23 protein-coding genes are annotated in these 25,460 nt (G+C 46.0%); 20 read left to right on the top strand and 3 right to left on the bottom strand.

The genetic code is table 11. The features are described 5' to 3' along the window. Nucleotides 1-34: 34 nt before the first annotated feature. From rsmG to ACJJI1_RS07730, 13 genes are all read left to right on the top strand, one after another. Nucleotides 35-664, top strand: coding sequence for a 16S rRNA (guanine(527)-N(7))-methyltransferase RsmG (gene rsmG, locus ACJJI1_RS07790; protein WP_444959006.1), 630 nt, complete (start codon nt 35-37; stop codon nt 662-664). A 126-nt stretch (nt 665-790) separates the two neighbouring features. Next, nucleotides 791-1,600, top strand: coding sequence for a ParA family protein (locus ACJJI1_RS07785; RefSeq protein WP_444926317.1), 810 nt, complete (start codon nt 791-793; stop codon nt 1,598-1,600). A gap of 12 nt (nt 1,601-1,612) precedes the next feature. After that, on the top strand, nt 1,613-2,515 hold the full coding sequence (locus tag ACJJI1_RS07780) for a ParB/RepB/Spo0J family partition protein (RefSeq protein ID WP_444959005.1): 903 nt from the start codon (nt 1,613-1,615) through the stop codon (nt 2,513-2,515). 202 nt (nt 2,516-2,717) lie between these two features. Continuing rightward, the gene (locus ACJJI1_RS07775) at nt 2,718-3,080 is read left to right on the top strand and encodes an ATP synthase subunit I (RefSeq protein ID WP_282930569.1); all 363 of its coding nucleotides are present in this window, start codon (nt 2,718-2,720) and stop codon (nt 3,078-3,080) included. A gap of 49 nt (nt 3,081-3,129) precedes the next feature. Next, complete coding sequence (gene atpB / locus ACJJI1_RS07770; protein ID WP_282930570.1) at nt 3,130-4,056, top strand: F0F1 ATP synthase subunit A; 927 nt, start codon at nt 3,130-3,132, stop codon at nt 4,054-4,056. 59 nt (nt 4,057-4,115) lie between these two features. Next, the gene (gene atpE / locus ACJJI1_RS07765; RefSeq protein WP_020413895.1) at nt 4,116-4,361 is read left to right on the top strand and encodes a F0F1 ATP synthase subunit C; all 246 of its coding nucleotides are present in this window, start codon (nt 4,116-4,118) and stop codon (nt 4,359-4,361) included. Between the two features lie 52 nt (nt 4,362-4,413). Next, complete coding sequence (locus ACJJI1_RS07760) at nt 4,414-4,884, top strand: F0F1 ATP synthase subunit B (protein ID WP_282930571.1); 471 nt, start codon at nt 4,414-4,416, stop codon at nt 4,882-4,884. A 12-nt stretch (nt 4,885-4,896) separates the two neighbouring features. Further along, on the top strand, nt 4,897-5,433 hold the full coding sequence (locus ACJJI1_RS07755; protein ID WP_108735091.1) for a F0F1 ATP synthase subunit delta: 537 nt from the start codon (nt 4,897-4,899) through the stop codon (nt 5,431-5,433). A gap of 48 nt (nt 5,434-5,481) precedes the next feature. Further along, nucleotides 5,482-7,026 (top strand): F0F1 ATP synthase subunit alpha, encoded by a 1,545-nt coding sequence (atpA, locus tag ACJJI1_RS07750; protein ID WP_108735090.1) that lies wholly within the window; start codon nt 5,482-5,484, stop codon nt 7,024-7,026. Nucleotides 7,027-7,103: 77 nt separating this feature from the next. Continuing rightward, complete coding sequence (atpG, locus tag ACJJI1_RS07745) at nt 7,104-7,964, top strand: F0F1 ATP synthase subunit gamma (RefSeq protein WP_282930573.1); 861 nt, start codon at nt 7,104-7,106, stop codon at nt 7,962-7,964. Between the two features lie 53 nt (nt 7,965-8,017). Then, nucleotides 8,018-9,421: a F0F1 ATP synthase subunit beta gene (atpD, locus tag ACJJI1_RS07740; RefSeq protein ID WP_282930574.1), complete on the top strand. Its 1,404-nt coding sequence runs from the start codon at nt 8,018-8,020 to the stop codon at nt 9,419-9,421. A gap of 18 nt (nt 9,422-9,439) precedes the next feature. Beyond that, on the top strand, nt 9,440-9,859 hold the full coding sequence (locus tag ACJJI1_RS07735) for a F0F1 ATP synthase subunit epsilon (protein ID WP_108735087.1): 420 nt from the start codon (nt 9,440-9,442) through the stop codon (nt 9,857-9,859). A gap of 180 nt (nt 9,860-10,039) precedes the next feature. Then, nucleotides 10,040-11,026 (top strand): hypothetical protein, encoded by a 987-nt coding sequence (locus tag ACJJI1_RS07730; protein ID WP_444959004.1) that lies wholly within the window; start codon nt 10,040-10,042, stop codon nt 11,024-11,026. Nucleotide 11,027: 1 nt separating this feature from the next. Here ACJJI1_RS07730 and guaD read toward each other — a convergent pair whose 3' ends face one another. Then, the gene (gene guaD / locus ACJJI1_RS07725) at nt 11,028-12,422 is read right to left on the bottom strand and encodes a guanine deaminase (RefSeq protein ID WP_444959003.1); all 1,395 of its coding nucleotides are present in this window, start codon (nt 12,420-12,422) and stop codon (nt 11,028-11,030) included. Between the two features lie 239 nt (nt 12,423-12,661). Between guaD and ACJJI1_RS07720 the strand changes: the two genes are divergently transcribed. Both ACJJI1_RS07720 and ACJJI1_RS07715 read left to right on the top strand, forming a co-directional pair. Beyond that, on the top strand, nt 12,662-13,090 hold the full coding sequence (locus tag ACJJI1_RS07720; RefSeq protein WP_282930577.1) for a VOC family protein: 429 nt from the start codon (nt 12,662-12,664) through the stop codon (nt 13,088-13,090). Between the two features lie 115 nt (nt 13,091-13,205). Further along, nucleotides 13,206-13,844, top strand: a complete 639-nt coding sequence (locus ACJJI1_RS07715; RefSeq protein WP_444959002.1) for a glutathione S-transferase family protein — start codon at nt 13,206-13,208, stop codon at nt 13,842-13,844. A 78-nt stretch (nt 13,845-13,922) separates the two neighbouring features. Here ACJJI1_RS07715 and ACJJI1_RS07710 read toward each other — a convergent pair whose 3' ends face one another. Then, entirely contained in the window at nt 13,923-14,921 is a 999-nt protein-coding gene (locus ACJJI1_RS07710) for a hypothetical protein (protein ID WP_282930579.1), read from the bottom strand. A 25-nt stretch (nt 14,922-14,946) separates the two neighbouring features. Then, the gene (locus ACJJI1_RS07705) at nt 14,947-16,293 is read right to left on the bottom strand and encodes a methyltransferase (RefSeq protein ID WP_444895620.1); all 1,347 of its coding nucleotides are present in this window, start codon (nt 16,291-16,293) and stop codon (nt 14,947-14,949) included. A gap of 409 nt (nt 16,294-16,702) precedes the next feature. Here ACJJI1_RS07705 and ACJJI1_RS07700 point away from each other — a divergent pair, with 409 nt between their 5' ends. The 5 genes from ACJJI1_RS07700 to ACJJI1_RS07680 are packed head-to-tail and all read left to right on the top strand — an operon-like array spanning nt 16,703 to nt 25,397. After that, nucleotides 16,703-17,932 carry an NAD-dependent epimerase/dehydratase family protein gene (locus tag ACJJI1_RS07700; RefSeq protein ID WP_444959001.1) on the top strand — a complete coding sequence of 410 codons (1,230 nt, stop codon included), beginning with the start codon at nt 16,703-16,705 and terminating at the stop codon, nt 17,930-17,932. A gap of 15 nt (nt 17,933-17,947) precedes the next feature. After that, a complete protein-coding gene (locus ACJJI1_RS07695; protein ID WP_444959000.1) occupies nt 17,948-18,925 on the top strand; it encodes an NAD-dependent epimerase/dehydratase family protein in 978 nt (325 codons plus the stop codon). Further along, nucleotides 18,915-22,046 carry a glycosyltransferase family 4 protein gene (locus ACJJI1_RS07690; RefSeq protein ID WP_444958999.1) on the top strand — a complete coding sequence of 1,044 codons (3,132 nt, stop codon included), beginning with the start codon at nt 18,915-18,917 and terminating at the stop codon, nt 22,044-22,046. Before ACJJI1_RS07695 ends, ACJJI1_RS07690 begins: the two co-directional genes overlap by 11 nt. A gap of 13 nt (nt 22,047-22,059) precedes the next feature. Next, entirely contained in the window at nt 22,060-24,162 is a 2,103-nt protein-coding gene (locus ACJJI1_RS07685; protein WP_444958998.1) for a glycosyltransferase, read from the top strand. Then, entirely contained in the window at nt 24,159-25,397 is a 1,239-nt protein-coding gene (locus ACJJI1_RS07680) for a glycosyltransferase family 2 protein (protein WP_444958997.1), read from the top strand. The genes ACJJI1_RS07685 and ACJJI1_RS07680 overlap by 4 nt, the downstream gene beginning before the upstream one ends. Nucleotides 25,398-25,460 lie beyond the last annotated feature (63 nt).

Raw genomic sequence — 25,460 nt, 5'->3', positions numbered from 1 at the left:
GGGACTACTGGGGGATAGACCCATTTCTCACTCAATGGAACAGTTTCGTCCGCGCCTGTTAGAGGCGGCGGCACAGATGTCGGTGGTACTCAGTGACCGGCAGCAGGATCAGCTACTGGAATACCTGGCGCTTTTTGCCCGCTGGAACAGTGCCTACAACCTGTCCGCCATACGCGACCCGGAGCAGATGCTGGAGCGCCATATTATCGACAGCCTCAGTGTGGTAAATCTCTGTGGCGAAGGCTCTTTGATCGATGTGGGTAGCGGTGGCGGCCTGCCGGGAATCCCCCTGGCAATTGTGCATCCGGAGCGCGCCGTTACCCTGCTCGACAGCAACGGCAAGAAGACCCGCTTCCTGTTCCAAGTCGCCAGCACCCTGCCCCTGCCCAATATCACGGTAGTCAATGAGCGGGTAGAAGCCTTTGTGCCAGAACAGCCTTTTGCCGGTGTGGTGTCCCGCGCCTTTGCCTCCATCGAAGATATGGTCAATGGCAGTGAGCACATGTTGGCACCTAGGGGTCGTTTTTATGCCATGAAGGGCAAGCTGCCTGAGGATGAGTTGAGCGCTCTGCCAAAAGGCATTAAGGTCGAGCAAGTGCACCGGTTGTCGGTGCCCGGCTGCGACGGTGAGCGACATATGATTCAGCTCTGTCGCACAGAATAAGATGATAGTTTGGCGGGTTTGTCGCCCGCCCAATCCTGCTCCCCTATCGTGGGGCACAACAGCCGCCGCCCGAAGCCGAGCCGGCGTCGGGGCAAACGCACCCGGAAACAACAAAGGACAAGAATCTTGAGCAAGATATTTGCTGTGGCCAACCAGAAAGGCGGGGTTGGCAAGACCACTACCTGCGTCAACCTGGCCGCATCTTTGGTTGCCAACAAGCGGCGCGTATTGCTGATCGACCTGGACCCCCAGGGTAATGCCACCATGGGCAGTGGTGTGGATAAAAGTGACCTGGAAGTTTCCGGTTACGATGTGCTGGCCGCTGAATTACCCGTTGAGCAGGCCATTGTATCCACAGAGAGCGGTTTTGATTTGATCCCGGGCAACGGTGACCTGTCTGCGGCAGAGGTGGAGTTGCTGAATCTGGAGGGGCGCGAATCCCGCCTGTGCCGCGCCCTGGCTGCGGTGAGTAATCGTTACGACTACGTGATTATCGACTGTCCGCCGTCGCTGAATATGCTGACGGTAAACGCCCTCTGTGCAGCTCACGGCGTATTGATTCCCATGCAGTGTGAATACTATGCCCTGGAGGGGTTGTCAGCACTGGTGGACACCATCACCCAGATCCAGCAGGCCGCCAATCCGGACCTGAAAATCGAGGGTATCTTGCGCACCATGTACGATCCGCGCAACAGCCTCACCAGCGAAGTGTCGGCGCAGTTGCAGGAGTTTTTCGGCGATCGCCTGTATCGAACCTGTATTCCGCGCAATGTCCGTTTGGCAGAGGCTCCCAGCTTCGGCAAGCCGGCGCTGGATTACGACCGCCATTCGAAAGGGGCTATTGCCTACTTGGCACTGGCTTGCGAAATCAATCGCCGCCATCCCGCCAATCAATCTTCCAATAAGAAAAGCCGCCCTGTGGCGGAAGCCGTATAAGGGGTAATTACTATGGCCGCCAAACGCAAAGGACTGGGCCGGGGTTTATCCCACCTGATCAGCAATAAAAACAGCACCGCGATCGCCGAGGCTACCGGTGAAGCTGAAACCGAAACCGCCGTGGTCGACGGTGAGCTGAAGGAGTTGCCGATAGAGTTTTTGCAGCGCGGCCGCTACCAGCCACGCCGGGATTTTCCACAGGAATCCTTGCAAGAGCTGGCGGACTCGATACGCGCCCAGGGCATTATGCAGCCGATCGTCGTGCGCGGTATCGGTGAGCAGAGCTATGAAATCATCGCCGGTGAACGGCGCTGGCGCGCGGCCCAATTGGCGGGACTGGAGAAAGTGCCGACACTGGTGCGCAGCGTTTCCGATGAAGCGGCCATTGCTATGGCGCTGATTGAAAATATCCAGCGCGAAGACCTGAACCCGGTAGAGGAAGCTGTAGCCCTCAAGCGCTTACAGGATGAGTTCAAGCTGACCCAGCAGGAAGTGGCCGATGCGGTGGGCAAATCCCGTACCGCAGTAACCAACCTGTTGCGACTGTTAAGCCTCAGTGAAGAAGTGCGGACTTTCCTGGAGCGTGGCGATCTGGAGTTGGGGCACGCCAAAGCCCTGCTCGGTCTATCCGGTGCCACCCAGCGCTCTGCTGCGCGCCAGGTGGTCGAGCGCAGCCTTACCGTGCGCCAGACAGAGGCGCTGGTACGCCGTTTACAACAGCCGGCTGCCCCGGCACCGGAAAAACCGAAGCCCGACCCCAATATCCGTCGCCTAACTGAGCGCCTGGCAGAAAAAGTCGGAGTGCCCGTATCTATCGATCACAACGATAAAGGCAACGGCCGCCTGGTACTCAAATACACCACTCTGGAAGAGCTGGATGGAATCCTGGCCCACCTGGGTTACGCCGAGGACTGAGGCCACAGGGAAATGCGCGTCCTAGTGGCGCGCGCAATAACTGTTGGCAAATACTCACTGCGGCGAGTAATTCCGTGCAAAACCTCCTGAAAATCAAATAAGTTGACGACATTTGCCGGTTGAATCGGCGATGCTGTTGCCGCATAATTCGCACGCCCAAATTTTGGGCGGACAGCGCAAAAAAAGTCGGCTTATCCCGTCTATGACAAAACCCCCGGTATTACGAATAGCCGCAGTACAGCTTCTGCTGATATCGGTGGCCAGTGCGGCACTGCACTTGAGCGGTAAACCGGTGACTGCGCTCTCCGTATTTATCGGCGGTGCCCTGTGTGCACTGCCCGGAGCATATTTTGGCAGGCGCGCCTTTCGCGATAGCGGTGCGCGCGCGGCCCATCGCGTGGTAGGCAATTTCTACCGCGCGGAAACCGGCAAATTTATATTGACCATGGCAGGTTTTGCAGCGGTGTTTGCCACCGTCAAACCACTGAATGCTGCGGCGCTTTTTATCAGCTACGTCCTCTGTGTAATCGTGCAGTGGATTTTGGTAGCGCGCATGGTCCGCTAGCCGGTGGATAAGAAAAAAGAATTCTTACTTTTACGATTGTTGAGGAACTATGGCAGGCGAAGCTCAAACCGCGACGGGGTATATCCAACACCACCTGCAAAACATGACTTACGGCAAGCTGCCGGCCGGGTATACCCGCGCCGACGGTACTGTGCTGAATGAGTCTACTTGGACTATGGCGCATTCCTCCCAGGAAGCTGCGGATATGGGCTTTTGGGCCCTGCACGTAGATACACTGGGCTGGTCTATCGGCCTCGGTCTGATTTTTTGCTTCCTGTTTGCCCGCGCAGCCAAGAAGGCCAGTGTGGACAAGCCCACAGGCTTCCAGAGCTTTGTGGAGCTGGTTACCGACTTTATCGACAAGCTGGTTAAGGAAACCTTCCCCCACCGCAACACTATGGTTGCCCCGATGGCTCTGACCATCTTTGTGTGGGTGTTCCTGATGAACCTGATGGACCTGGTACCGGTAGACTGGCTGCCGATGGCTGCCGCCAAGATCTCCGGCAACGATCACCTCTTCTTTAAAGTGGTCCCGACTACCGACCCGAACGCCACCCTGGGTATGGCCCTGGCGGTGTTTGCGCTGATGATTTTCTTCAGTATTCGCGAAAAAGGTGCCATCGGCTTCCTTAAAGAGCTGACTCTGCACCCTTTCCATACTGGCAAGTTGTTCTTTGACATCCTGCTGATCCCGGTGAACTTCCTGCTGGAAGCAGTATCCCTGATCGCCAAGCCGATCTCCCTGGGCCTGCGTCTGTTCGGAAACCTCTACGCCGGTGAAATGATCTTTATCCTGATCGCGATTGTGTTTGGCGTTGGCGTTCTCGGCTTTATTGGTGCGGGCCTCCTGCACATGGGCTGGGCGATCTTCCACGTACTGGTAATCGTGCTGCAGGCGTTCGTATTTATGGTATTGAGCACCGTGTACATGGCGATGGCACACCATCGCGATGATGAGCACGAGCACGATCAATAAGTTTTTAACCCTTTTTTCGACCTTTACAACAACTCTTTAACTTTGATTTGGAGAACACAATGGAAGCATTAGGTCTGGTTTACATCGCAAGTGCACTGCTGATCGGTCTGGGCGCCCTGGGCACCGCTATCGGTTTCGGTACTCTGGGTGGCAAGCTGCTGGAAGGTTCCGCTCGTCAGCCTGAACAGGCTCCGGCTCTGCAGGGCAAGATGTTCCTGATGGCTGGTCTGCTTGACGCGGTTCCGATGATCGGTGTTGGTATCGCTATGTACCTGATCTTCGCCGTAGCTCCTGGTCTGGTTTAATTACGCCGTTCCAATTGCCCTTAACCCTATTTAAAGAGCAAGAGGTGTCGGAGTGAATATCAACCTGACTCTAATCGGCCAGTCGATTACTTTCCTGTTTTTCGTCTGGTTTTGCTGGAAGTTTGTTTGGCCGCCACTTTTGGGCGTGATGAAAGAGCGTGAACAGAAGATCGCAGATGGTCTCGCTGACGCCGAACACGCACAGAAAGATCTGGAACTGGCCAAGCGCAAAGCTGCCGAGCAGTTGAAGGAAGCCAAAGATCAGGCTAACGAGATCATTGATGGTGCCAACAAGCGCGCCAACCAGATTCTCGATGAAGCCAAGCAAGCGGCTCAGTCTGAAGGCGATCGCCTGAAAACTGCGGCCAAAGCTGAGATCGACCAGGAAGTGAATCGCGCTAAAGAGCAACTGCGCAGCCGTGTGGCAGACCTGTCTGTCCTGGGTGCGGAGAAGATTCTCGCGGTCAATATCGACGCTAAGGCGCACGACGACCTGATCGATAAACTGGCAGCCGAGCTGTAAGCGAGGAACCCAATGGCGGAACTCAGCACACTGGCCCGGCCCTACGCTAAAGCTGCATTCTCTTATGCGCAGGAAGCCTCCCACTTAGGTGGTTGGAGCACTGCGCTGAGCACTGCGGCAGCGGTCAGCCAGAACGAAAAAGTGCGTGAGCTGCTGGATAATCCCCAGCTCACCAGTGAAGAGCGCGCAGATAAATTCCTGTCGATCTGTTCAGACGAACTCGGCGAGCACGGAAGGAACTTCATCCGGTTGCTGGCGGAAAACAACCGCCTGCAGCTGCTGCCGGAAATTTCCGAACTGTTCGAAGAGCTGAAAGCGCAAGCGGAAGCCACCCTCGAGGTGGAAGTTGTTTCCGCGCACGCCTTGAGCGATGCACAGGCGCAAGCACTGGGCCAAAAGCTCAGCGCGAAGTTTGAACGCGAAATACATCTGCACAGCTCGGTGGACGAGAGCCTGCTGGGCGGCGCGATCATCCGCGCCGGTGATACAGTCATCGACGGTACCGTACGCGGCCGTCTGGCCAAGCTCGCCGAGGCGATGAACTCCTAAATTACTCTCCCCGTTGGCGTTAGCCGGCGGGGACTTGAGGAACAGAGCATGCAGCAACTGAATCCCTCTGAGATCAGTGAAATCATCAAGAGCCGCATCGAAAATCTCGATGTGAGCACTGAAGCCCAAAATGAGGGCACCATTGTTTCCGTATCCGACGGCATCATCCGCATCCACGGCCTGGCCGATGTGATGTACGGCGAGATGATCGAGTTCGAAGGCGGCGTTTACGGTATGGCGCTGAACCTGGAGCGCGACTCCGTTGGTGCTGTAATCCTGGGCGACTACAAGGCGCTGGCTGAAGGCCAGAAGTGCCGTTGTACCGGCCGTATCCTGGAAACCCCTGTTGGCCCGGAATTGCTCGGCCGCGTTGTAGACGCGCTGGGTAACCCGATCGACGGCAAAGGCCCACTGAACAACAAGCTGACCGACGCGGTAGAAAAAGTAGCGCCTGGCGTTATTGCCCGTCAGTCCGTTGACCAGCCTGTACAAACCGGTTTGAAAGCGGTTGATACCATGATCCCGATTGGCCGTGGCCAGCGTGAGCTGATCATCGGTGACCGTCAGATCGGTAAGACTGCTGTGGCGATCGACGCCATCATCAACCAGAAAGGCACCGGCGTTAAGTGTGTCTACGTTGCCGTGGGCCAGAAGCAGTCCTCTATTGCCAACGTAGTGCGCAAGCTCGAAGAGCACGGCGCTATGGATCACACCATCGTAGTAGCCGCTGGCGCCGCCGATCCGGCCGCGATGCAGTTCCTGGCTCCCTACGTCGGTTGTACCATGGGTGAGTACTTCCGCGACCGCGGTGAAGACGCCCTGATCGTATACGATGACCTGACCAAGCAGGCTTGGGCCTACCGTCAGATCTCCCTGCTGCTGAAGCGTCCGCCTGGACGTGAAGCCTACCCCGGTGACGTTTTCTACTTGCACTCCCGTCTGCTGGAGCGCGCCGCGCGTGTAAACGCCGACTACGTAGAGAAGTTCACCAACGGTGAAGTGAAAGGCAAGACCGGCTCTCTGACCGCCCTGCCGATCATCGAAACCCAGGCCGGTGACGTATCTGCGTTCGTACCGACCAACGTGATTTCCATTACCGACGGCCAGATCTTCCTCGAGACCGATCTGTTCAACTCCGGTATCCGCCCAGCGATCAACCCGGGTATCTCTGTATCCCGTGTAGGTGGTGCAGCGCAGACCAAGGTGATCAAGAAGCTGTCCGGTGGTATCCGTACCGCTCTGGCTCAGTACCGCGAACTGGCGGCATTCTCCCAGTTTGCCTCTGACCTGGACGAAGCTACCAAAGCCCAGCTGGATCACGGTGAGCGCGTAACCGAGCTGATGAAGCAGAAACAATACTCTCCGCTGTCTATCGCGGACATGGCTGTTTCCGTTTACGCCGCCGACAAGGGTTACCTGAAAGAAGTAGAAGTTGCCAAGGTTCTCGATTTCGAAGCCGCCCTGCTCGCTTATATGAACAGCGAACACGCAGAGCTGATGGAGAAAGTGAACAGCACTGGTAACTACAACGACGAAATCGACGCAGCTTTCAAAGCCGCTATCGAGAAGTTCGTCGCTACTAGCAGCTGGTAAGAACTCCCTGGAGAGCGCGAGAGAGCGGCGTGTCCGCTCTTTCGGAATCTAACTTCCAGCGAACAAGGTAAATCACTATGGCAGGCGGAAAAGAAGTACGCACAAAAATTGCCAGCATCAAGAGCACGCAGAAAATTACTGCCGCAATGGAAATGGTTGCAGCCAGTAAGATGCGCAGGGCTCAGGATCGCATGGCACTGGGGCGTCCCTACGCCCAGCGCATACGCGCAGTGATCGGCCACGTCGCCAACGCTTCGGCCGAGTACCAGCATATTTACCTGCAAGAGCGCGAGGCCAAGCGGGTCGGTTTTATCCTGGTATCCACTGACCGCGGACTCTGTGGTGGCTTGAACGTCAATATGTTCAAAGCCGCTATTCGCGAGATGCAGGCGTGGTCCGAAAAGGGTGTCGACGTCGAAGTCTGCGCGGTAGGTAACAAGGCGGCCAGTTTCTTTAATGCCATCGGCAGCAAGGTTGTCGCAGCGGTACGCGATCTGGGCGATGCGCCCCAGGCCAACCAGCTGATTGGCTCAGTTAAAGTAATGCTGGACCGTTACGCAGAAGGCGATATCGATCGCCTGTTCCTGGTATCCAATGAGTTTATCAACACCATGTCCCAGAAGCCGCAGGTTGAGCAATTGCTGCCGCTGCCGAAGGACGAAGATGAAAAACTCATGCACGAGTGGGACTACCTCTACGAGCCGGATCCGGTTGAATTGCTGGATGGATTGCTGGCTCGCTACATCGAGTCCCAGGTATACCAGGCAGTAGTTGAAAACAAAGCCTGTGAACAGGCAGCGCGTATGATCGCGATGAAGAGCGCCACCGATAACGCCGGTGAGCTGATCGATCAGTTGCAGCTTGTCTACAACAAGGCGCGCCAGGCGGCCATTACCCAGGAACTGTCCGAAATTGTCGGCGGTGCGGCGGCGGTTTAATCCGCTGCCAGTAATGGTCAGCCTAGAAAGAATTTAAAGCTGAGGATCCGGAAATGAGTAACGGGCAAATTGTGCAAGTGATCGGAGCGGTCATCGACGTGGAATTCCCACGCGATTCTGTTCCGAATGTATACGACGCACTGGTGGTTGAGGACAAGAACCTCACCATGGAAGTGCAGCAGCAGTTGGGTGACGGCGTGGTACGCGCTATTGCCATGGGTTCATCCGAAGGTGTCAGCCGCGGTCTGTCCGTGCGCAATACCGGCGCTCCGGTTTCTGTACCGGTTGGCCTGGAAACCCTCGGTCGCATCATGGACGTGCTCGGCAACCCGATTGACGAGTGTGGCCCTATCGGTGAGAAAGAGCGCTCCTCTATCCACCGCGCTGCGCCGACCTACGAAGAGCAGTCCAGCTCTACCGAACTGCTGGAAACCGGCATCAAGGTAATCGACCTGGTTTGCCCGTTCGCCAAGGGTGGTAAGGTTGGTCTGTTCGGTGGTGCCGGTGTAGGTAAAACCGTAAACATGATGGAACTGATCAACAACATCGCTACCGAGCACTCCGGTCTGTCCGTGTTCGCAGGTGTTGGTGAGCGTACCCGTGAAGGTAACGACTTCTACTACGAGATGGCTGAATCCGGCGTTGTTGACCTGGAAAACAAAGCCAACTCCAAAGTGGCGATGGTTTACGGTCAGATGAATGAGCCGCCCGGCAACCGTCTGCGCGTAGCCCTGACCGGCCTGACCATGGCGGAGAAATTCCGTGATGAAGGCAAAGACGTACTGTTGTTCGTCGACAACATCTATCGCTACACCCTGGCCGGTACCGAAGTATCCGCACTGCTGGGCCGTATGCCTTCTGCGGTAGGTTACCAGCCAACCCTGGCGGAAGAGATGGGCGTTCTGCAGGAGCGTATTACCTCCACCAAGACTGGCTCTATCACCTCTATCCAGGCGGTATACGTACCGGCGGATGACTTGACTGACCCATCTCCGGCGACCACCTTCGCGCACTTGGACTCCACTGTAGTACTGAGCCGTGATATCGCCGCTAAAGGTATCTACCCGGCTGTTGACCCGCTGGACTCCACCTCTCGTCAGCTGGACCCACAGGTAATTGGTCAGGAGCACTACGAAGTGGCTCGCGGCGTACAGTCTGTACTGCAGCGCTACAAAGAGCTGAAGGACATCATCGCGATCCTGGGTATGGACGAGCTGTCTGAAGAAGACAAGCAGACCGTAGCCCGCGCCCGTAAGATCGAACGCTTCCTGTCCCAGCCGTTCCACGTTGCGGAAATCTTCACCGGTGCACCAGGTAAATACGTTTCCCTGAAAGAAACCATTCGTGGCTTCCAGGGCATCCTGAATGGTGAATATGACCACATGCCGGAACAGGCCTTCTACATGGTGGGAACCATCGACGAAGCTGTGGAAAAAGCCAACAAAGCCAAGGGCTAATCGAGAGAGGCATATACTATGGCCATGACAGTACATTGTGACATTGTCAGCGCCGAGCAGTCTCTCTTCTCCGGGCTGGTAGAGATGGTGATTGTGAGCGGTATCGAGGGTGAGCTGGGTCTCTCCTACGGTCACGCCCAGTTGCTCACCGCTCTGAAAGCCGGTCCGGTGCGCATCATCAAGCCCGGTGGTGAAGAGGAAGTACTGTTCGTCAGCGGTGGCTACGCCGAGGTACAACCTAATATGGTGACTATCCTCGCCGATGTAGCCGAGCGTGAGATCGATGAAGACGCCGCGCAGAAGGCCCGCGAAGAAGCGGAACACGCCCTGCACAAGGCGCCGTCTGAGGTCGACTACGCGCGCATCTCAGCCCAGCTGGCCGAAGCCGAAGCGCGTCTGCGTACCCTGCAGGCAATTCGCAAGGCGGCCGGTAAGTAAACAGTTCTTACCTTCTCGTAAGGCCTGTTTCCAGGCGACAAAAAAGCAGCTTCGGCTGCTTTTTTTATTTTTCTGGAAAACTCCAAAAGTCTCTTACTACCCCCTACCCTGCTCACACCTTCTAACGACTATAGTTACAAGCGATGGTTGTATGTTTATGGATTGAAGAAGCTATCAACTATGAAATGGATGTTAGTTGTCACGTATTTACTTTTCATGTCAGCACCTTTGACTGCTAACTCTAACGCAGTGACTGCAGGCTATATTAAAACAAGCAACAAACCTACTACAGCTGAAAATCTAAAGTCCCCTAAAGCGTTGCTACTTCATGGAAATATCACTTCGCCTATATATGTAAACCCCGGAAACACTGTGCCTGAACACTTAGTGGAATTTGGATTCTTTCATTCCGGGTGGACTTTAGATGAAATTGCTGAGGTGTCGCAATTTACAACTTTTGTTGACGTTTATTACAATGAAATAGATATCATGAAGGCCGCAAGGAGTCATGGACTAAAAGTATGGGTACAAATAGCTCCGATATTCTTTGATGGTTATCCGACCTATAGGAAACGAGCGGATTATTTAGAACGGTGGGAACTAGCAAAGGAACGACTAGAGCCATTTAGTGATATTATTATAGCGTTCGATCCACTAGATGAACCCTTCCATCGCTCAAAATTAAATAATCAAACACTAAAGCTATATCTAGAAGAAATTGCTCAATTAGTAAAAGAAAGCTTTCCTAAAGCAAAAAGAGCAATTACATTTATGAATGAAACAGTTAGGAAGTCAAATTTCAAAAAAATAGTTCCTAAAAAATATAATTTATTTGCTGTAAATTACTATGTAGGAGAGAGTTTTCAACAACAACTAGTAGAAAAACTAATGGTTAAAACATCACATTTAGATGTTAAATATTATTTAATACCAAGGGCATTTAAAACCTCGAATAGAGGTTTTGGTAGTATTTCTGAATCACAATTAATCAGTCAGGCAAAGCAAGCTTATAATTTTGCGATAGCAAACCCCAAGGTTATCGCCATTTATCCGTTTGTTTGGGAGAGTATTTTTGGTAAGGACGACTACTACCTTGGGGTTGACAATCTAGAGCGAGTGCAAGAGGAGTATAGAAAAATAGGTCATGCGATATCAAACTCCAGATAAACTATTTTTTATTACCCATTATATAAGTGCTGTGTATAGCTCTATCATCACCAAGAACTTGAAGGGCAAATAGTTTTTCTTCAAGTGTCTTTACAGATTTCATTCTAAACTTCATTAAATCAGTTGATTCTAAATCAATGACAATAAAATCTGCCTCCTTTCCTTTTTCAAAGTTCCCAACTTTGTCGTCGATATCCAGTGCTTGTGCTGATCCTAAGGTTGCAAGGTAGAAAGCTTTAAGTGGAGAGAGTGTCGTTATACCATTGTTATTTCCAATCGACTTCTGTAGCTGAACTACCTTATAGGCCTCATCCATAGTCTCTAACATCGAGAAACTGGTGCCGGCTCCTACATCGGTTCCAAGGCCCACACTAACATTGATTTCTTCAGCTCTATTAAGCGGGAATAATCCGCTCCCTAGAAACAGATTAGACGTTGGGCAAAAAGCTATAGCGCTACCTACTGAAGCCATACTTTCCATCTCTTGGTCATCCAGGTAAATACCATGAGCAAACACTGAGTGGTCGCGATTTAATCCATATATGTTATAAACATCAAGATAACTATTTGCTTCTGGGAACAATGATTTTACCCAATTAATTTCATCTTTATTTTCAGAAACATGGGTATGCATATACACATCGGGATATTCATCTAGTAACTTAGCTGCCCGCTTAAGCTGCTCAGGAGTACTTGTAGGGGCAAATCTTGGAGTAATGGCATAGCCCAATCGATCCTTATTATGCCAACGTTCGATCAGCTTCTTGCTATCGGAATAGGCACTTTCGGGTGTATCTTGCAGGTATTCTGGGGCATTGCGGTCCATCAGTACCTTACCTGCAATTAGTCGCATTTTCTCCCGTTGAGCAACTTCAAAGAGAGCATCTACAGACTCTGGGTGAACGGTACCAAATACAAGTGCTGATGTTGTGCCATTCTTTAGTAACTGACTAATAAAGAACTCTGCAACCTCTTTTGCATGTTCTTTATCGGAAAATTTACGTTCAGTTGGAAAGGTGTATTCTTTAAGCCACTCTAATAATTGCTCGCCATGAGCCGCAATCATCCCTGTCTGTGGGTAGTGAATATGAGAATCGATAAAGCCGGGAAGTATTAACTTGCCGCGATAATCTACAATCTCTGCTTCTTTTTGTTTTTCCGAAATTTGTTGTTCAGAAATTATCCCTGCAATTATTCCATCTTTGACAATTAATCCGCCATCCTCAATATACTCATAAGCTTTATTGGTCTTCGCCGGGTCGGCTGTAAAATGAAGTATGTCACCTTGAAATATAGTTGTCTCTGCATAAACAAAGTTGCTAGAAGCTGAGAGTAATAAAAATAATTTAGCTATATTGGACTTTATACTTCTGCTTAGGGATAAAGTTTCGACCACCAGTTCACTCCGTTAAAACAATAAGCAAACCTATATATTTAGCATTTGAAAGATAATGTGACAAATTTATTTCGATTGTCTCTAGAAGAGCTGGAATACAAAACAACAAATTAACTTATATATTGAGTAATAATCTACTTAAAAATACAGAAATTTGATTTGTATATTTTGTATTTGGAAAAAACTTAATAAATTCCATCTAAACTTGTACTTAAATCTAGATTGAAGGCTCTCAATCCATGTTTAAACATCCTGATCACGTAACAGTAGTTGTTACGAAATTAGAGGAAAGTGTCAGTTTTTTTGAATTGCTGGGTTTTGAGCTTCTACTCAAAAATTTTCTAACTGGCGAGAAAGCGTCACGGTATCTCCAGGTGGATAATGTAGAAGCAGATCACTTTACGATGGTACTAAAGCAGTCATCTCCGAAATTTGAGATACAGCTACTTCACTACCGAAATCCAGTGGTTAAAACTAATCCATCACTAATTGACTTGGCAAGGCCCGGTTATAACCATCTGTGTTTAAAGGTAGATAATTTGAATGAAGCTTTAGAGTATTTATCGAAGCAAGGAATTAGTACAAGAAGCGGAATATTGGAGTATCAAGATAAAAAATTAGCTTTTCTCTTGGGGCCAGAGAATATAACTGTTGAATTAGCCGAGTGAATTATCCAAGTACATAGATAGTACTTTTACTTAATAACTTGACATGTAAATCTCTCGAAGAAATCATACTTGCCTAACTAAAATTTATGTCTCCACATAAATTCGAGATATTGACATGGCAAATGAAATCATCTTTTATACGAATCCTCAGTCGAGAGGCTGTATTGTTCGATGGATGTTAGAGGAGATATCAGTACCCTATCAAACCAAAGTACTTGAATATGGCGAAGACATGAAATCGCCAGAGTATCTTGCTTTGAATCCCATGGGGAAAGTTCCAACACTAGTGCACGACAACAAAATAATAACTGAAGTAGCAGCAATATGTGTCTACTTGGCTGATGTGTTTTCCGATTCAGGTTTGTCTCCGATAAATAACGAAGAGCGTGCCAATTATTACCGGTGGATGTTTTATTCGGCTGGACCTCTAGAGTCCGCCATTGTGAATAAATATATCTTTGATGAAGATGTGGCTAAAGATAAACAGCAAATGTTGGGTTACGGTAATTATAAACTTGCACTAGATACGCTATCTGGTGCAATAAAATCAAACCCGTATATTGTTGGAGAACGTTTTACAGCAGCAGATGTATATATTGGTGCACAGCTGGGGTGGGGGTTACAGTTTGGAACTATAGATGGACGTGAAGAGTATCAGGAGTATGTAAATCGTTTATCTCAACGTAAAGCATTTCAACGAGCTCAAGAACTTGATGCAGCTTTGGAAAAAGACATGAATATAAGCCCAGCTTAAATTTAAATATATTTTGTTTGAACTAAAAGGTCAGAAACTATATTCCTGACCTTTTTGATTTATCCCAAATACTAGTTTTCAACTAAAAATTCCGCTTTTTATTTGCCGGACAGCTCTGTTGAATCGAAAACGATCATTTCTGTCTATAGAAGTATTTTCATCCATCATATGCTCATAATCACTTTCAACTACTTTGAGATAATCTAGTGCTTCATCTTTATCCCCTTTCATTGCAATAAGGTATGAGCGAGACAAGCACATTCTTAATTTATGAGCATCTGTTAGATGTTCTTTAGGATGATTATCGTGGAGCTTCAAGCATTCCTCTAGGCTAGCTTCGGTGAATGGGTCGTATTCAGCTACTTCCTTAGGAATTGGTTTTTTACACTTATAGATTGAGCTTGAAAATACTTGCCCATACCAGTCGAAATAATCTTCAAGATATCCCATGGTTACTTTAATCCATGGTAAACGATCAAAGAAAAAATCCTGATTAATGAAAAATGATTCGCGCTCAATAAGCTTTGGCATAAACTCTGCTGAAACATGTTTATTTAGGTCCTGAGTTTTACATACATCAATAAAACAAATTTCAATTGGATTATCAGGCCAGGAAAACTCATTAAAATCACCGATATTTAGTTCAATCAATGACTGAAATGGAGAAATACTATTTTCTAATATTGGAACAAAAGATTCACCAAACTTATAGGTCAGTGAGTCACACTCCCAAACACGATCCGAACCATTTGCAGGTTTAGGTAGAAAACCCAATTCATAACTACTAATAGGCTTACTATTCAATATATTTGAATTTACGTTGTTTGAAAAATTTGAATTACTCATCAATCCATGCGCGAGAGAAACTACAGAAGCTCCCATAAAGCTTCCTGCATCAACAATATATCCTTTTTGCTGGAAATTTTTTGACGCCAATGAATAGAGTAATTTGCGTTCCGCAATCGAAACCATTCCTGGCGTCTCAAATACGCTCTGGGGGACTTCAGTTTTAGAGAATGATATTTCTGGGTGTACATAACAACCCCTTGCAATTTCCGCATCTTCAATTTCGTACATTATTTTGCTCCGGAAAGAAAATTAATTACTTAGCGTAAGCTACACAAAAAACAACATTTGTCTTCATTTCATCCAGTGTAATATCAGGAATTTCTTCTCTTACTCTGGTCTCTATTTCCGGAGTTAAACGTTCTAAAACATTACTATGTGAAGGCTGTAGTTCCCAGGTATCGATATTAAAATACTTACGTGTTAATGCGCGTAATTCATCGATTCGAATGCGATTTAGATGTGTGTGTAAATAGTGGTCGTGTGGCAAATGGCGAACAATATTAATATGGTTCCAATCACAAAACTTAAGATGATCTGGATTCCCTTCATCCAAGACTGATGGATTATGAGGAGGCATATGGTGCCCACTCCAGCCATAAAAGTTGTGATGCAGAAATATAATTTTCCCTCCTTTGGTTAACAACCCCGCAATATCTTCAAACACACCTTCTATTTCCAATAGGTGCTCAGTGACATTGTGTAGGCAAACCGTATCAAAGGTTTTTATACCGACGAGATCGCGGGTAGAGCACTGGCGTAGATCAATATCCGGGATCAAATCCATGATGTCCTGGCCGGACATTGGAGCGTTAACCCACTTTCTTATCCTTTTATTGCGAACTCTCCTGGAGTCTAAAGACATTGCAGGGTCTACACCGGTATAACTATTTGCCCCAGCACAGAGGTAGCCCATGGCATAGCCGCCAAAACCACAACCGACATCTAAAACATTGCACCCTTGTACATATTTATGTAATTTTCTTGGCCATGAGCAGTAGCCGAGTTCAACGGCACTAGTGATGAGATCCGAATCAAAATTCTTTAGTGCGTGGCGTATATTAGTGCAGTTGTGGAAAAATGCGATTTTAGCCTGTAATTCATGATTGTCCCAATCTTCTAAAGGTTCTATTTTCTTCAGTTGTTTTGCTGCCTTTGAGCGGGAAAGTTTTGAAAATGCAGGGTGAGAACGGGAAGTGTCTAAAATTTCAATCGCTTCCCTGGCATTATTTTCGATTCGTATCAGTTTGACTTGGTCAAAGACTTTCAGAGCTCGTTTATGTTCTGGGTTACACTTGATTGCTATTTTTATATCTTTTTCAGCTTGATCTATGTCTCCTTTAGCTATATTTAGCATAGCGGAGATTATTCTCATGCCTACATGGTGTGGATGTCTTGAGATGAAGGTCAGCGCATACTTATCACAATTTAGAATCGAACCATTTTTTGATTCGGCATAGCACAGAAAATAAGTAGCCGGATGAAAAGGGTTGAGATCGGCAATTGGACGCAATAACTCTCTCGCCAGGTCTATTTCTCCAGCTAATGCAGCTTGCTTCCCTTGTTCAAAGTTATCCAGCTGATTGATTTCTAAAGTAGACATTTAATTTTCCAAGTAATGGTAACCAGGTTTTTTGGCGTGGATATTGACTTGCATGCTGCAAATAGGTGCAGTTGCGCTCGATTTAAATCAAATATAATAAGATTGCTTATTATTGAGTACATGCTCGCAGCTAGCACTGATTTTCTTAAGCTATGAAAATATTCATAAATGTGAAAGTTGGAGCTGTCAAATAATAAATTTATTTTCTCTGAGAAAACTATTCAAGGTGCAATCTACAAAAGTTGGCGCGGATGCTAACTCGTATAATCGGTAAAGCCGGAAAGCCTGTGTTATAAATTGGATTTTGTAAGGTTCACGTTATCCAATTAAGCAGCAGACGATAACACCTCAATCCTGAATAAATTGATCTGCCAACGGTCTGGTTGGCAAAACTTGCGGAGGTGGCTCTTTGAAACTGATAATAGTCGGTGGCGATGGCTTTTGTGGATGGCCAACCTCATTACATCTGAGTAATTTAGGTCATGAAGTTATTATTATTGACAATTTTTCTAGAAGAAAAATTGATAGTGAGCTCAATGTAGAATCATTAACACCGATTCGAGAACTGAGAGAACGTATTGATACTTGGTTTGAGTTAACGGGAAAGGTTATTCGCTTTGTCGAGTTGGATGTTTCCCAGAAATTTAACGATCTTGTAAATTTCCTAGAGGAGGAAAAGCCAGATAGTATAGTTCATTTTGGTGAGCAGCGCGCTGCCCCCTATTCGATGAAAAGCAGCGCTACTAAAAATTATACGATCGCTAATAATATTTGTGGTACTCATAATATTCTCAATGCGATTGTAGAAACGCAGCTTGATATCCACTTGGTTCACCTAGGTACAATGGGAGTGTATGGTTACGGCCATGAGGAGCCCATACCAATACCTGAAGGTTACTTGGATGTAAAAATAGAGACAGTTGATAATCGTCAAATTTCAGACTCTATCGTTTATCCGCCTAATCCCGGCTCCATTTACCATATGACTAAGACGATGGATTCGCAGATGTTTCAGTATTATGCGAAAAATGACAGGCTTCGTATTACTGACCTTCACCAGGGGATTGTTTGGGGAACGCAGACTGAACTCTCTAGTTTGGATGAGCGTCTGATAAATCGTTTTGATTATGACGGGGACTACGGCACAGTCCTAAATAGATTTCTAATGCAAGCGACTGTCGGTTTCCCACTGACTGTTCATGGCACAGGTGGTCAAACTCGCGCATTTATCCATATCACTGATACTTGCAAATGTATTGAGCAGGCACTTTTACATCCACCGGAGCTCGGTGAACGGCCACTGATTCTCAATCAGATGGCGGAAACGCAAACACTTTCCGATCTTGCACAATTAGTTCAATCACTGACAGACTGTGAAATAAGTTATCTGCCAAACCCGAGGAAGGAGGCAGAGAGAAATGATCTCAATGTAAAAAATGATTTACTTCGTTCATTTGGATGGCAGCCGATTCGTATTAAAGATAGTCTTCTGCAAGAAATTACAGATATAACAATGCAATATCAAGATCGGGCTGATCATACAAAAATACCTTGCGTTTCTTATTGGACAAAAGGTAATAAACTTGCCGATATTTCCTATCGGGAAAAAACTAGTGAAGTTACTGAAACCATTTCCTAGTGGGTAGCTTTAGCTATGTCTACGCGAATCCTTATTACTGGTGGATGTGGATTTATAGGTTCAAATTTAGTCAAATATCTCAGTACTTTGAGTTTATATGACGAAATTTTAGTTTTAGATAATGAGGTCACTGGCACTACCGCAGCATTAGCCGGAATACCTCACCAATTTATTAGAGGAGATGTTAGAAACCAACGGGATGTAGATGAAGCTGTAAAGCAAGCTGATGCTGTTATACATTTAGCTGCAGATACACGTGTTATTAATTCAATAAATAACCCTGTCTATAATTTTGAAGTAAATGTACAGGGAACTGTCAATCTTCTGGAAGCAATGCGAAGGTATGAGGTTAGACATCTTATTAATGCTTCTACAGGTGGGGCGATCATTGGAGAAGCTGATCCACCAGTACATGAATTAATGCCAATGAATCCCGCATCGGCTTATGGTGCGTCTAAGGCTGCAGCAGAGGCCTACTGTTCTGCATATTCTCAAAGTTATGGATTATCAATAACTTCTTTACGATTCTCTAATGTTTATGGTCCGCTTTCCTTTCACAAAGGAAGTGTGATAGCAGCCTTTATTAAAAATATTCTGAAAGGACAGGTCTGTGATGTCTACGGAGATGGCTATCAGACTAGAGACTTTATTTTTGTAGGCGATCTCTGCCAGGGAATAATTAGGGCTCTGAAAAAGAGAGAAAATGGGGTATTTCAGCTGGGTAGCGGCCAGCCGACGTCAATTAACGAAGTAATTAGTTTACTTAGGGACGTCTCAGGCTGCCATGAAGATCTTGAAATAGCTAACCACCCTTTCAGGGCAGGTGAAGTGCGCCATAACTATACGGATATTACTAAAGCAAAACAGTACTTGGGCTTTAGGCCGGAGGTATCATTAAGGGATGGTATTCAAATTACATGGGATTACTTTGTCAATAAGGAGGATGTTCTGAAGCCTAGCCTCTCGCAGAGGGCCCTACAGAATGCAGATTGACAAATTTTCAGTAGAATCATTCCCTGATTTAAATACTTATGCAGGTTTTGAGTCGGACCAGAAGCTCAGAGTTTGTATAGCCACAGAAGAAATCCTAGGTCCGGTGAGAAATGGAGGGATTGCTTCAACCTACTATCACCTAGCGAAAGGACTGGCAGCACATGGGCATGAAGTACATGTGCTCTACTTAAAAGGTGAAACAGTTGAGAATGAAACACCTGAGTATTGGGTTGAGGAATATTCCAATTTTGGTGTTTCACTGCACTACTTGGTGCACACGGATGAAACAATAATCGGCCCCTCACAGAGTTGGCAGCGACGATATAGTGCGGCATACCGCTGGTTAATTGAACAGAGACGTTTTGATGTTATCCACACTTCCGAATGGCGAGGTGGATTAATTTATGCGTTGATGGTTAAGAAATTGGGTTTGGCGTTTAAAGATACTTTATTTATTGTAAAGACATCGTCCCCGCACCTCTGGAATCGTCATTATCAAATGCAGCCATTGGTAAAAAGGGAGCTGTTACCAGCGAGTTTTGCTGAGCAGAAATGTGTTGAATTTGCCGATATGGTAATTGGTGGTAGCGCACACCTACTTTGCTTTATGCGCTATGTCGGCTATAAGCTGCCAACATCAACTTATGTTCAGCCAAATATTCTCGATTTTTCTGAAGTTCCTGTTGATGATAAACGCATTAATCGAAAGCCTGGTGATATAGTTCGCACTAACGAATTGACCTTCTTTGGTCGTTTGGAAATGCGGAAGGGACTGGAGCTCTTTTGTACGGCTCTGGATTTACTTGAGCGGACGGGGAATTGTCCTACCAGAGTTAATTTCCTAGGTAAATATGGTGAAGCCTTACCTAATCAAAACAATGAGAAGGTTGCGGACTATATTGAGCGAAAAGCATCTACTTGGAGTTTTGAAGTCAATTGCATCACAGATTATAACCAGCCGGAAGCTCTCTCGTTTTTATGTTCCAGGGATATGATAGCGGTAATGCCCTCCCTGATTGAAAACTCCACCATGGCAGTATATGAAACACTGGAGAATAATATTCCTTTTATTGCAACGCGAGTAGGGGGAACTCCAGAGCTTATCGCAAAAGAAGACCATGAAAGTTGTCTTATCGCACCCTACGCATTTGAGCTTGCGAAAAGGCTAGAAGAGGTACTGAAGAGTGGGCATAGGATTGCGCATTCCAGTTTTGATAACAATTATAACCTTCAAGTTTGGTATGGTTTTCATGCCTACTTAGCAGATCTTTTTAAGCAGTATGGTGGCGCTGAAGCGATCACTAAGATTACAGGCTCTCCCACCTTAACAGTTTCTAATGAGATGGAGCTACCGACCCTAGAAGTAGTTGTTCTATTGCGGGATACTGAGAGTGTTATGGAATTTTCTGAGGCACTTTTAGTTGATAGACCCGACTCCATCAAATTTTTATTAATTGATCCCTATCTTGAAAATATTGCTGAGAGAGCTTCTAACTTTCTATTGGAAGCCGGTCTCAATTGTAGTTTGGTGGATTTCATTGGATTTCCAGCAGGGATTGCACTGGCAAAAAGTCTTTCTGAAAGTACTCTAGATGCTTGCATTCTCTGTGATGGTACATCCTCTCGATTAGGTGGAAAATTTTGTGGTGAGTTACGCAAAGCTCTTCAAATAAATCATGAATTCATAATCACTAGCTTTTTATCTCTACCTGAAAACAAGGTGGTAATGCCGATAGGTGGAGATATCGTGTCTGAGATCAGCTTTGGAAATGCAATAGGCACAAATATTATTTGTATCCCAAAACTGGTATCAAGCAAGGTGGGGTCAATACTCCCTTATGATATTCGCTACGGTTTGGTACAAGAATATATTTTAAGGGCGAACAAAGAATTTGGGTTTGAATTGATGGTTATTCCTGAGTGCCATCTTCGGAGTGATTACTATTTAGAGGAATTGGAAGAATCTCGAAATAACGCTAACTCAGTCTACCTTCGCTCAATGTCGTTGATTGAAAATGATAATATTGCCTATCGTAAACTAGCCCTTCTTCCTTCAGCTCAGCCTATTGGAGCTAAATTAAGACCAGCACTTTATCGGGATAAGAATCGTTTGGATGAGGAACCTGTGTGGCTTTTACATGCCGACCGGCCTCGTAAAATGAAAAACCGTAATCCGAGGGTGGTTGTTGGTTTGGACGAGAGAAATTCCCATTTGCTCTGTGTAGCCAAAGGTCCGGGAAATAGGCAATTAATCGTTAATGGCGAGCCCCAGTCAATTTCTTTGGAGCTACAAGATAATGAACTTACTTTACATAGATTCCCAATTCCAGATAAATGGGAAGAAGGTGAAAAATTTAATATTAAGTTTCTTTTAGAAGATCAAGAAATGACTTACACCCGTTTTATACGGGTTATAAAACTTTCTAAAAATGTATTTGCAGCTATCTCTGGAAGCCCAATACTTAATGAGGTAGCTGTTGAGGAGATATTTAACCAAAAATATACCTGGAGTTTCTTCTCTAAATCAGAAAATAACACACCTGAAAACATTCAAGGGGTAGATACTGAAGATACCACTTTATATGGGCAAGATCACGCAGAGGTAGGAGAGTTTGTAGACAAGGATTATACAGTAGAAGGTAAGGATGAGCCTGAACATGATATTGCAAAAATTATCCATGAGCAGGGAAAAATCAATGAAACTGAATTTAAACCCAAGTTTAGTTTTCAGGCTGTGATTCAAAAATCAGGTACTACCTTGCAACGTATATTTAAGGGATATACTGGCTCACCTATTAAGGGGTCAATTCCACCACGAGAGCTTTTTGCACTCGATCCACGGGTTCTTGAGGGATGGGCATGGGATAGAAGCAATATAGCTAAAAATTTAGTGATTGTCTTAGAGGTGAATGGAAACATTGTAGCTGAAGCCACGGCGAATCGTTATGTGGAACGTTTCGGTACTCGAAACCCGAAACTAGCTTGGTATGGATTCCGGTTCTCATTAACCCCTGAAATAAAGCAGGAAAACTCAGAGATTACCGTACGTGTTAAGGAAAATGGACTTGTCTTACGAAATGGCCGATTGCGTTATCTTAAACAAATGCTAGTTGCGATCTAAGGTGACTTGAATAATGAAAGAGCTTCACGAGGATTTACGCCTTGAAGCTGTTCAGAAGCCTAAACGTATATGCATCCTAACGGAGGATATGTTTGGTCCAATAAAAAATGGTGGCATTGGAACGGCTTACTTTCATTTGGCTGTTTTTCTACAGAGATCTGGTCACAAAGTCACCATCTGTTTCGTTAATGGTTTAGCAAAAAATCCTGTGAAAATGAAAATCACAAAAAATTTTTTTGCAAAACTTAATGTTGAATTTCATGGTGTTGCACCGCAGGCACTATCTAAAACGACAATGGCTCGCACTATGGCAATGCCCTATGCAGCCTATGAGTGGCTCAAGCGAAATGATCGCTTTGATATTGTCCATGTTTCAGAATGGCGTGGAATGGGTTATATAGCATTACTTGCCAAGAGTCTTGGTATTGCATTCCAAGATATACATTTTGCTGTTAAAGGTTCTTCCCCAACACTCTGGTCTGCCGAAGGTAATCAACAATTCCTTAAAGAGGAACGGCAATTGGGGTGGGTATTTATGGAGCGTAGAAGTGCCGAGATGGCAGATACTCTGATCTGTGGGAGTCAGCATTTAGTCTGCTGGATGAAAAATAATAAATACCGCCTGCCTGAGCGCAGTTACTATTGGCCAAATGTATTTTTGGACGATCTATTACCTGATAATGAAGCCATAAAAAATAGTAACTTAGAGACAAAAGAATGGGTGTTTTTCGGGCGTCTTGAGCCTCGTAAGGGGATTATTCTTTTTGTGAATGCATTAAACACTCTTGCTAAAAGAAGAGTTAGATTACCATCGATTACTTTTTTGGGAGGGTACTCTTATCGATTTGATGCTCGAAAATTCATAGAGGAAAACCAGAAGCATTGGAGTACAGATGTCTCCTTTATAAGTGATTGTAATGCTATACAGGCTGTAGAGTATTTGAGTGGAGAAGGACGTTTGGCTGTGATCCCAGCTTTGTTAGAGAATTCTCCGATTTCTGTCTACGAATGCCTTGCAACTAAAGTACCATTTATTGCTGCTGATACTGGTGGTACTCGAGAATTACTTGATGACGAAAATGGAAAAAAAATCCTCTTCAAGCCAAATCATATTGCTTTAGCGAGAAAGTTAGAATTACATGCAAAGAAACTGCCCGCGCCGGGTATAAAACACCAGAGGCTTAAGAAGTCGTTAGATGTATGGAATAAATGGCATGGCCAAGAGCATTCAATTATTAAAAACGCCCGATCTTCCAATAGACATGATCCCTTAGTTTCTATATGCGTAACTCATTTTGAGCGTCCAGACTTTCTCTATCAAGCATTAAAAAGCATTGAAGATCAGACCTATAAGAACATAGAAGTTATTGTGGTTGATGATGGTAGCCATTCACAAGAAGCGCTACACGCGCTGGAAATTATAGAAAGTCACTATCAGAAGAATGGATGGCAGTTTGTATACCAGGAAAACCGATATGTAGGGGCTGCTAGAAATACTGCAGCACAAAATGCAAGTGGAGATTATCTACTTTTTTTTGACGATGACAATGTCATGATGCCGGAAATGGTAGACAAGTTGGTTAGCGCTGCAACTTTTGCAGATATTGATTGCCTGACTTGTAGCTCTATCCGATTCAGCGGCAAGGGGGCACCTAATACTCCAGAAGGTAAGCTCGGAACTCAAATTCGTTTTATGGGGCCAGCTAGAGCTTGGGCAACGAAAGTAAATATAGTCGGTGATGCGACGTGTCTGATAAAAGCTACTAAGTTTAGAGATCACGGAGGTTATACAGAGAGATATAGAACAGGTAAGGATGATATTGAATTCTATAGCAAGCTAATTTTAGCAAAGGAAAATGTATCCTATTATCCTGATCCTTTATATTACTATCGCACCGGTGACAATTCTATGAAATCCAGAAATCACCTTCAAGAAGAAGGAGATTTCAGGCAAATAAGTCCTTACCTTGAAGGGCTCGACTCGGAAGAGAAAAGTCTCCTACTACTAAGAAAACAGCAAAAAGAAGCGAAAAAAAATAAAGGGGGAAAATATAAGCCAGGGTTTTTAAAGCGAACGATTCGAAGGCTGCGTAAATTCGCTAGGGTGAAAGTTTGAAAGTAGTTAAGTACATTGAAAGTGCTAGTGAAACACGCTTCCCTCTTATTTGTATCTTCCGAGATGAATTGGATATTCTCCCAGCTTTTCTTGACCATTACCGGTCTTTAGGTGTGACATGTTTCCATTTGGTGGATACGGGAAGTAGCGATAACTCGGTAAGCTATCTACTGAAGCAGAATGATGTCCAGCTATACGAAGTTGATTGTGGCTACCCCCAGGCAAACGCAGGTGTAGATTGGGTTAACCGAATTGCCCGGAACTATTGCCAGGGAAAATGGACTCTTGTGGTTGATGCTGATGAGTTTCTCTGGTTACCTGAAGTTTCAGGTAAAACTTCCCTGAAAGTTATGACTCAGCTTATGCAGGGTGAATTAGCTTTTGCTCTATATACTCCACTAATAGATTTCTTTAGCGACAACCTTCAAGGGAATACATATGATATAAGAAATCTTTCCGAGTTAATGGAATCAACGCCTAACTATGTATCTTATAAAAGCTTTAAGAAAAAAAGCATATTAGCTTTTCCTTTTTTTGAAATTCGCTCCAAAGCCAGAGCGCAAATATCTGGTATTTCTGATTACTTTGTTAAATCCTATAAAATTCCGCTGGTTTATTGGCGGACGGGTTTTCAATATTTACGTTCAACCCACTCATGTACGCCGGTTCCTCTCAGTAAAAATTGCGCTCATCTTCTCCATTTCAAATTTCGGTCAGGCTTTCAGCAAAGGCTGATTCGGGAATTGCAGAACCCTGACCGGATGAATGCTGATGTATATCGTATTTCCAAGGCCATCATTAAAAATCAGATAACTATCCCTCAATACACATCGGATCTGCGCAAGATAGATGGATTCGGGGAAAGCGATTGGCTAACAAAGATGGATTTTGATACTGATTGGCAGAACGAAAATAAGTCCAAAAGCCACTATTTCGAACTGCTCACACAGCAAAAGATAGCCTCTGAGAGCTTTCTCGCCGATAACTTAAACCGTATAACCAAGTCTTTTAGTTGGCGACTGAGCCGGCCTTTACGCAGATTTCTGTTTCATCGAGGCATATTACGACACGATCACTATCCAGAAAGGCTCGACCAGGATCATCCATTAGTGGATCAGACGATTGCCATCTATGAGTCATTTTGGTGGCTGATTACGGGAATCTTTAGACTGCCTGTCGCAATCTATCGTGCCATTCTCTGGCATAAGCTGGGAGGACGTCGCCGGACCAGGTAGGGCTTTAAAATAAAAAAGGCCGGGGAGGTTTGTCCCCGGCCTTTTGTTTACATCTCAGTTTGT

This window comes from Microbulbifer maximicatervae (SeqCode) (genome assembly GCF_052467065.1).
This window is presented reverse-complemented; position numbering and strand designations above follow the sequence as displayed.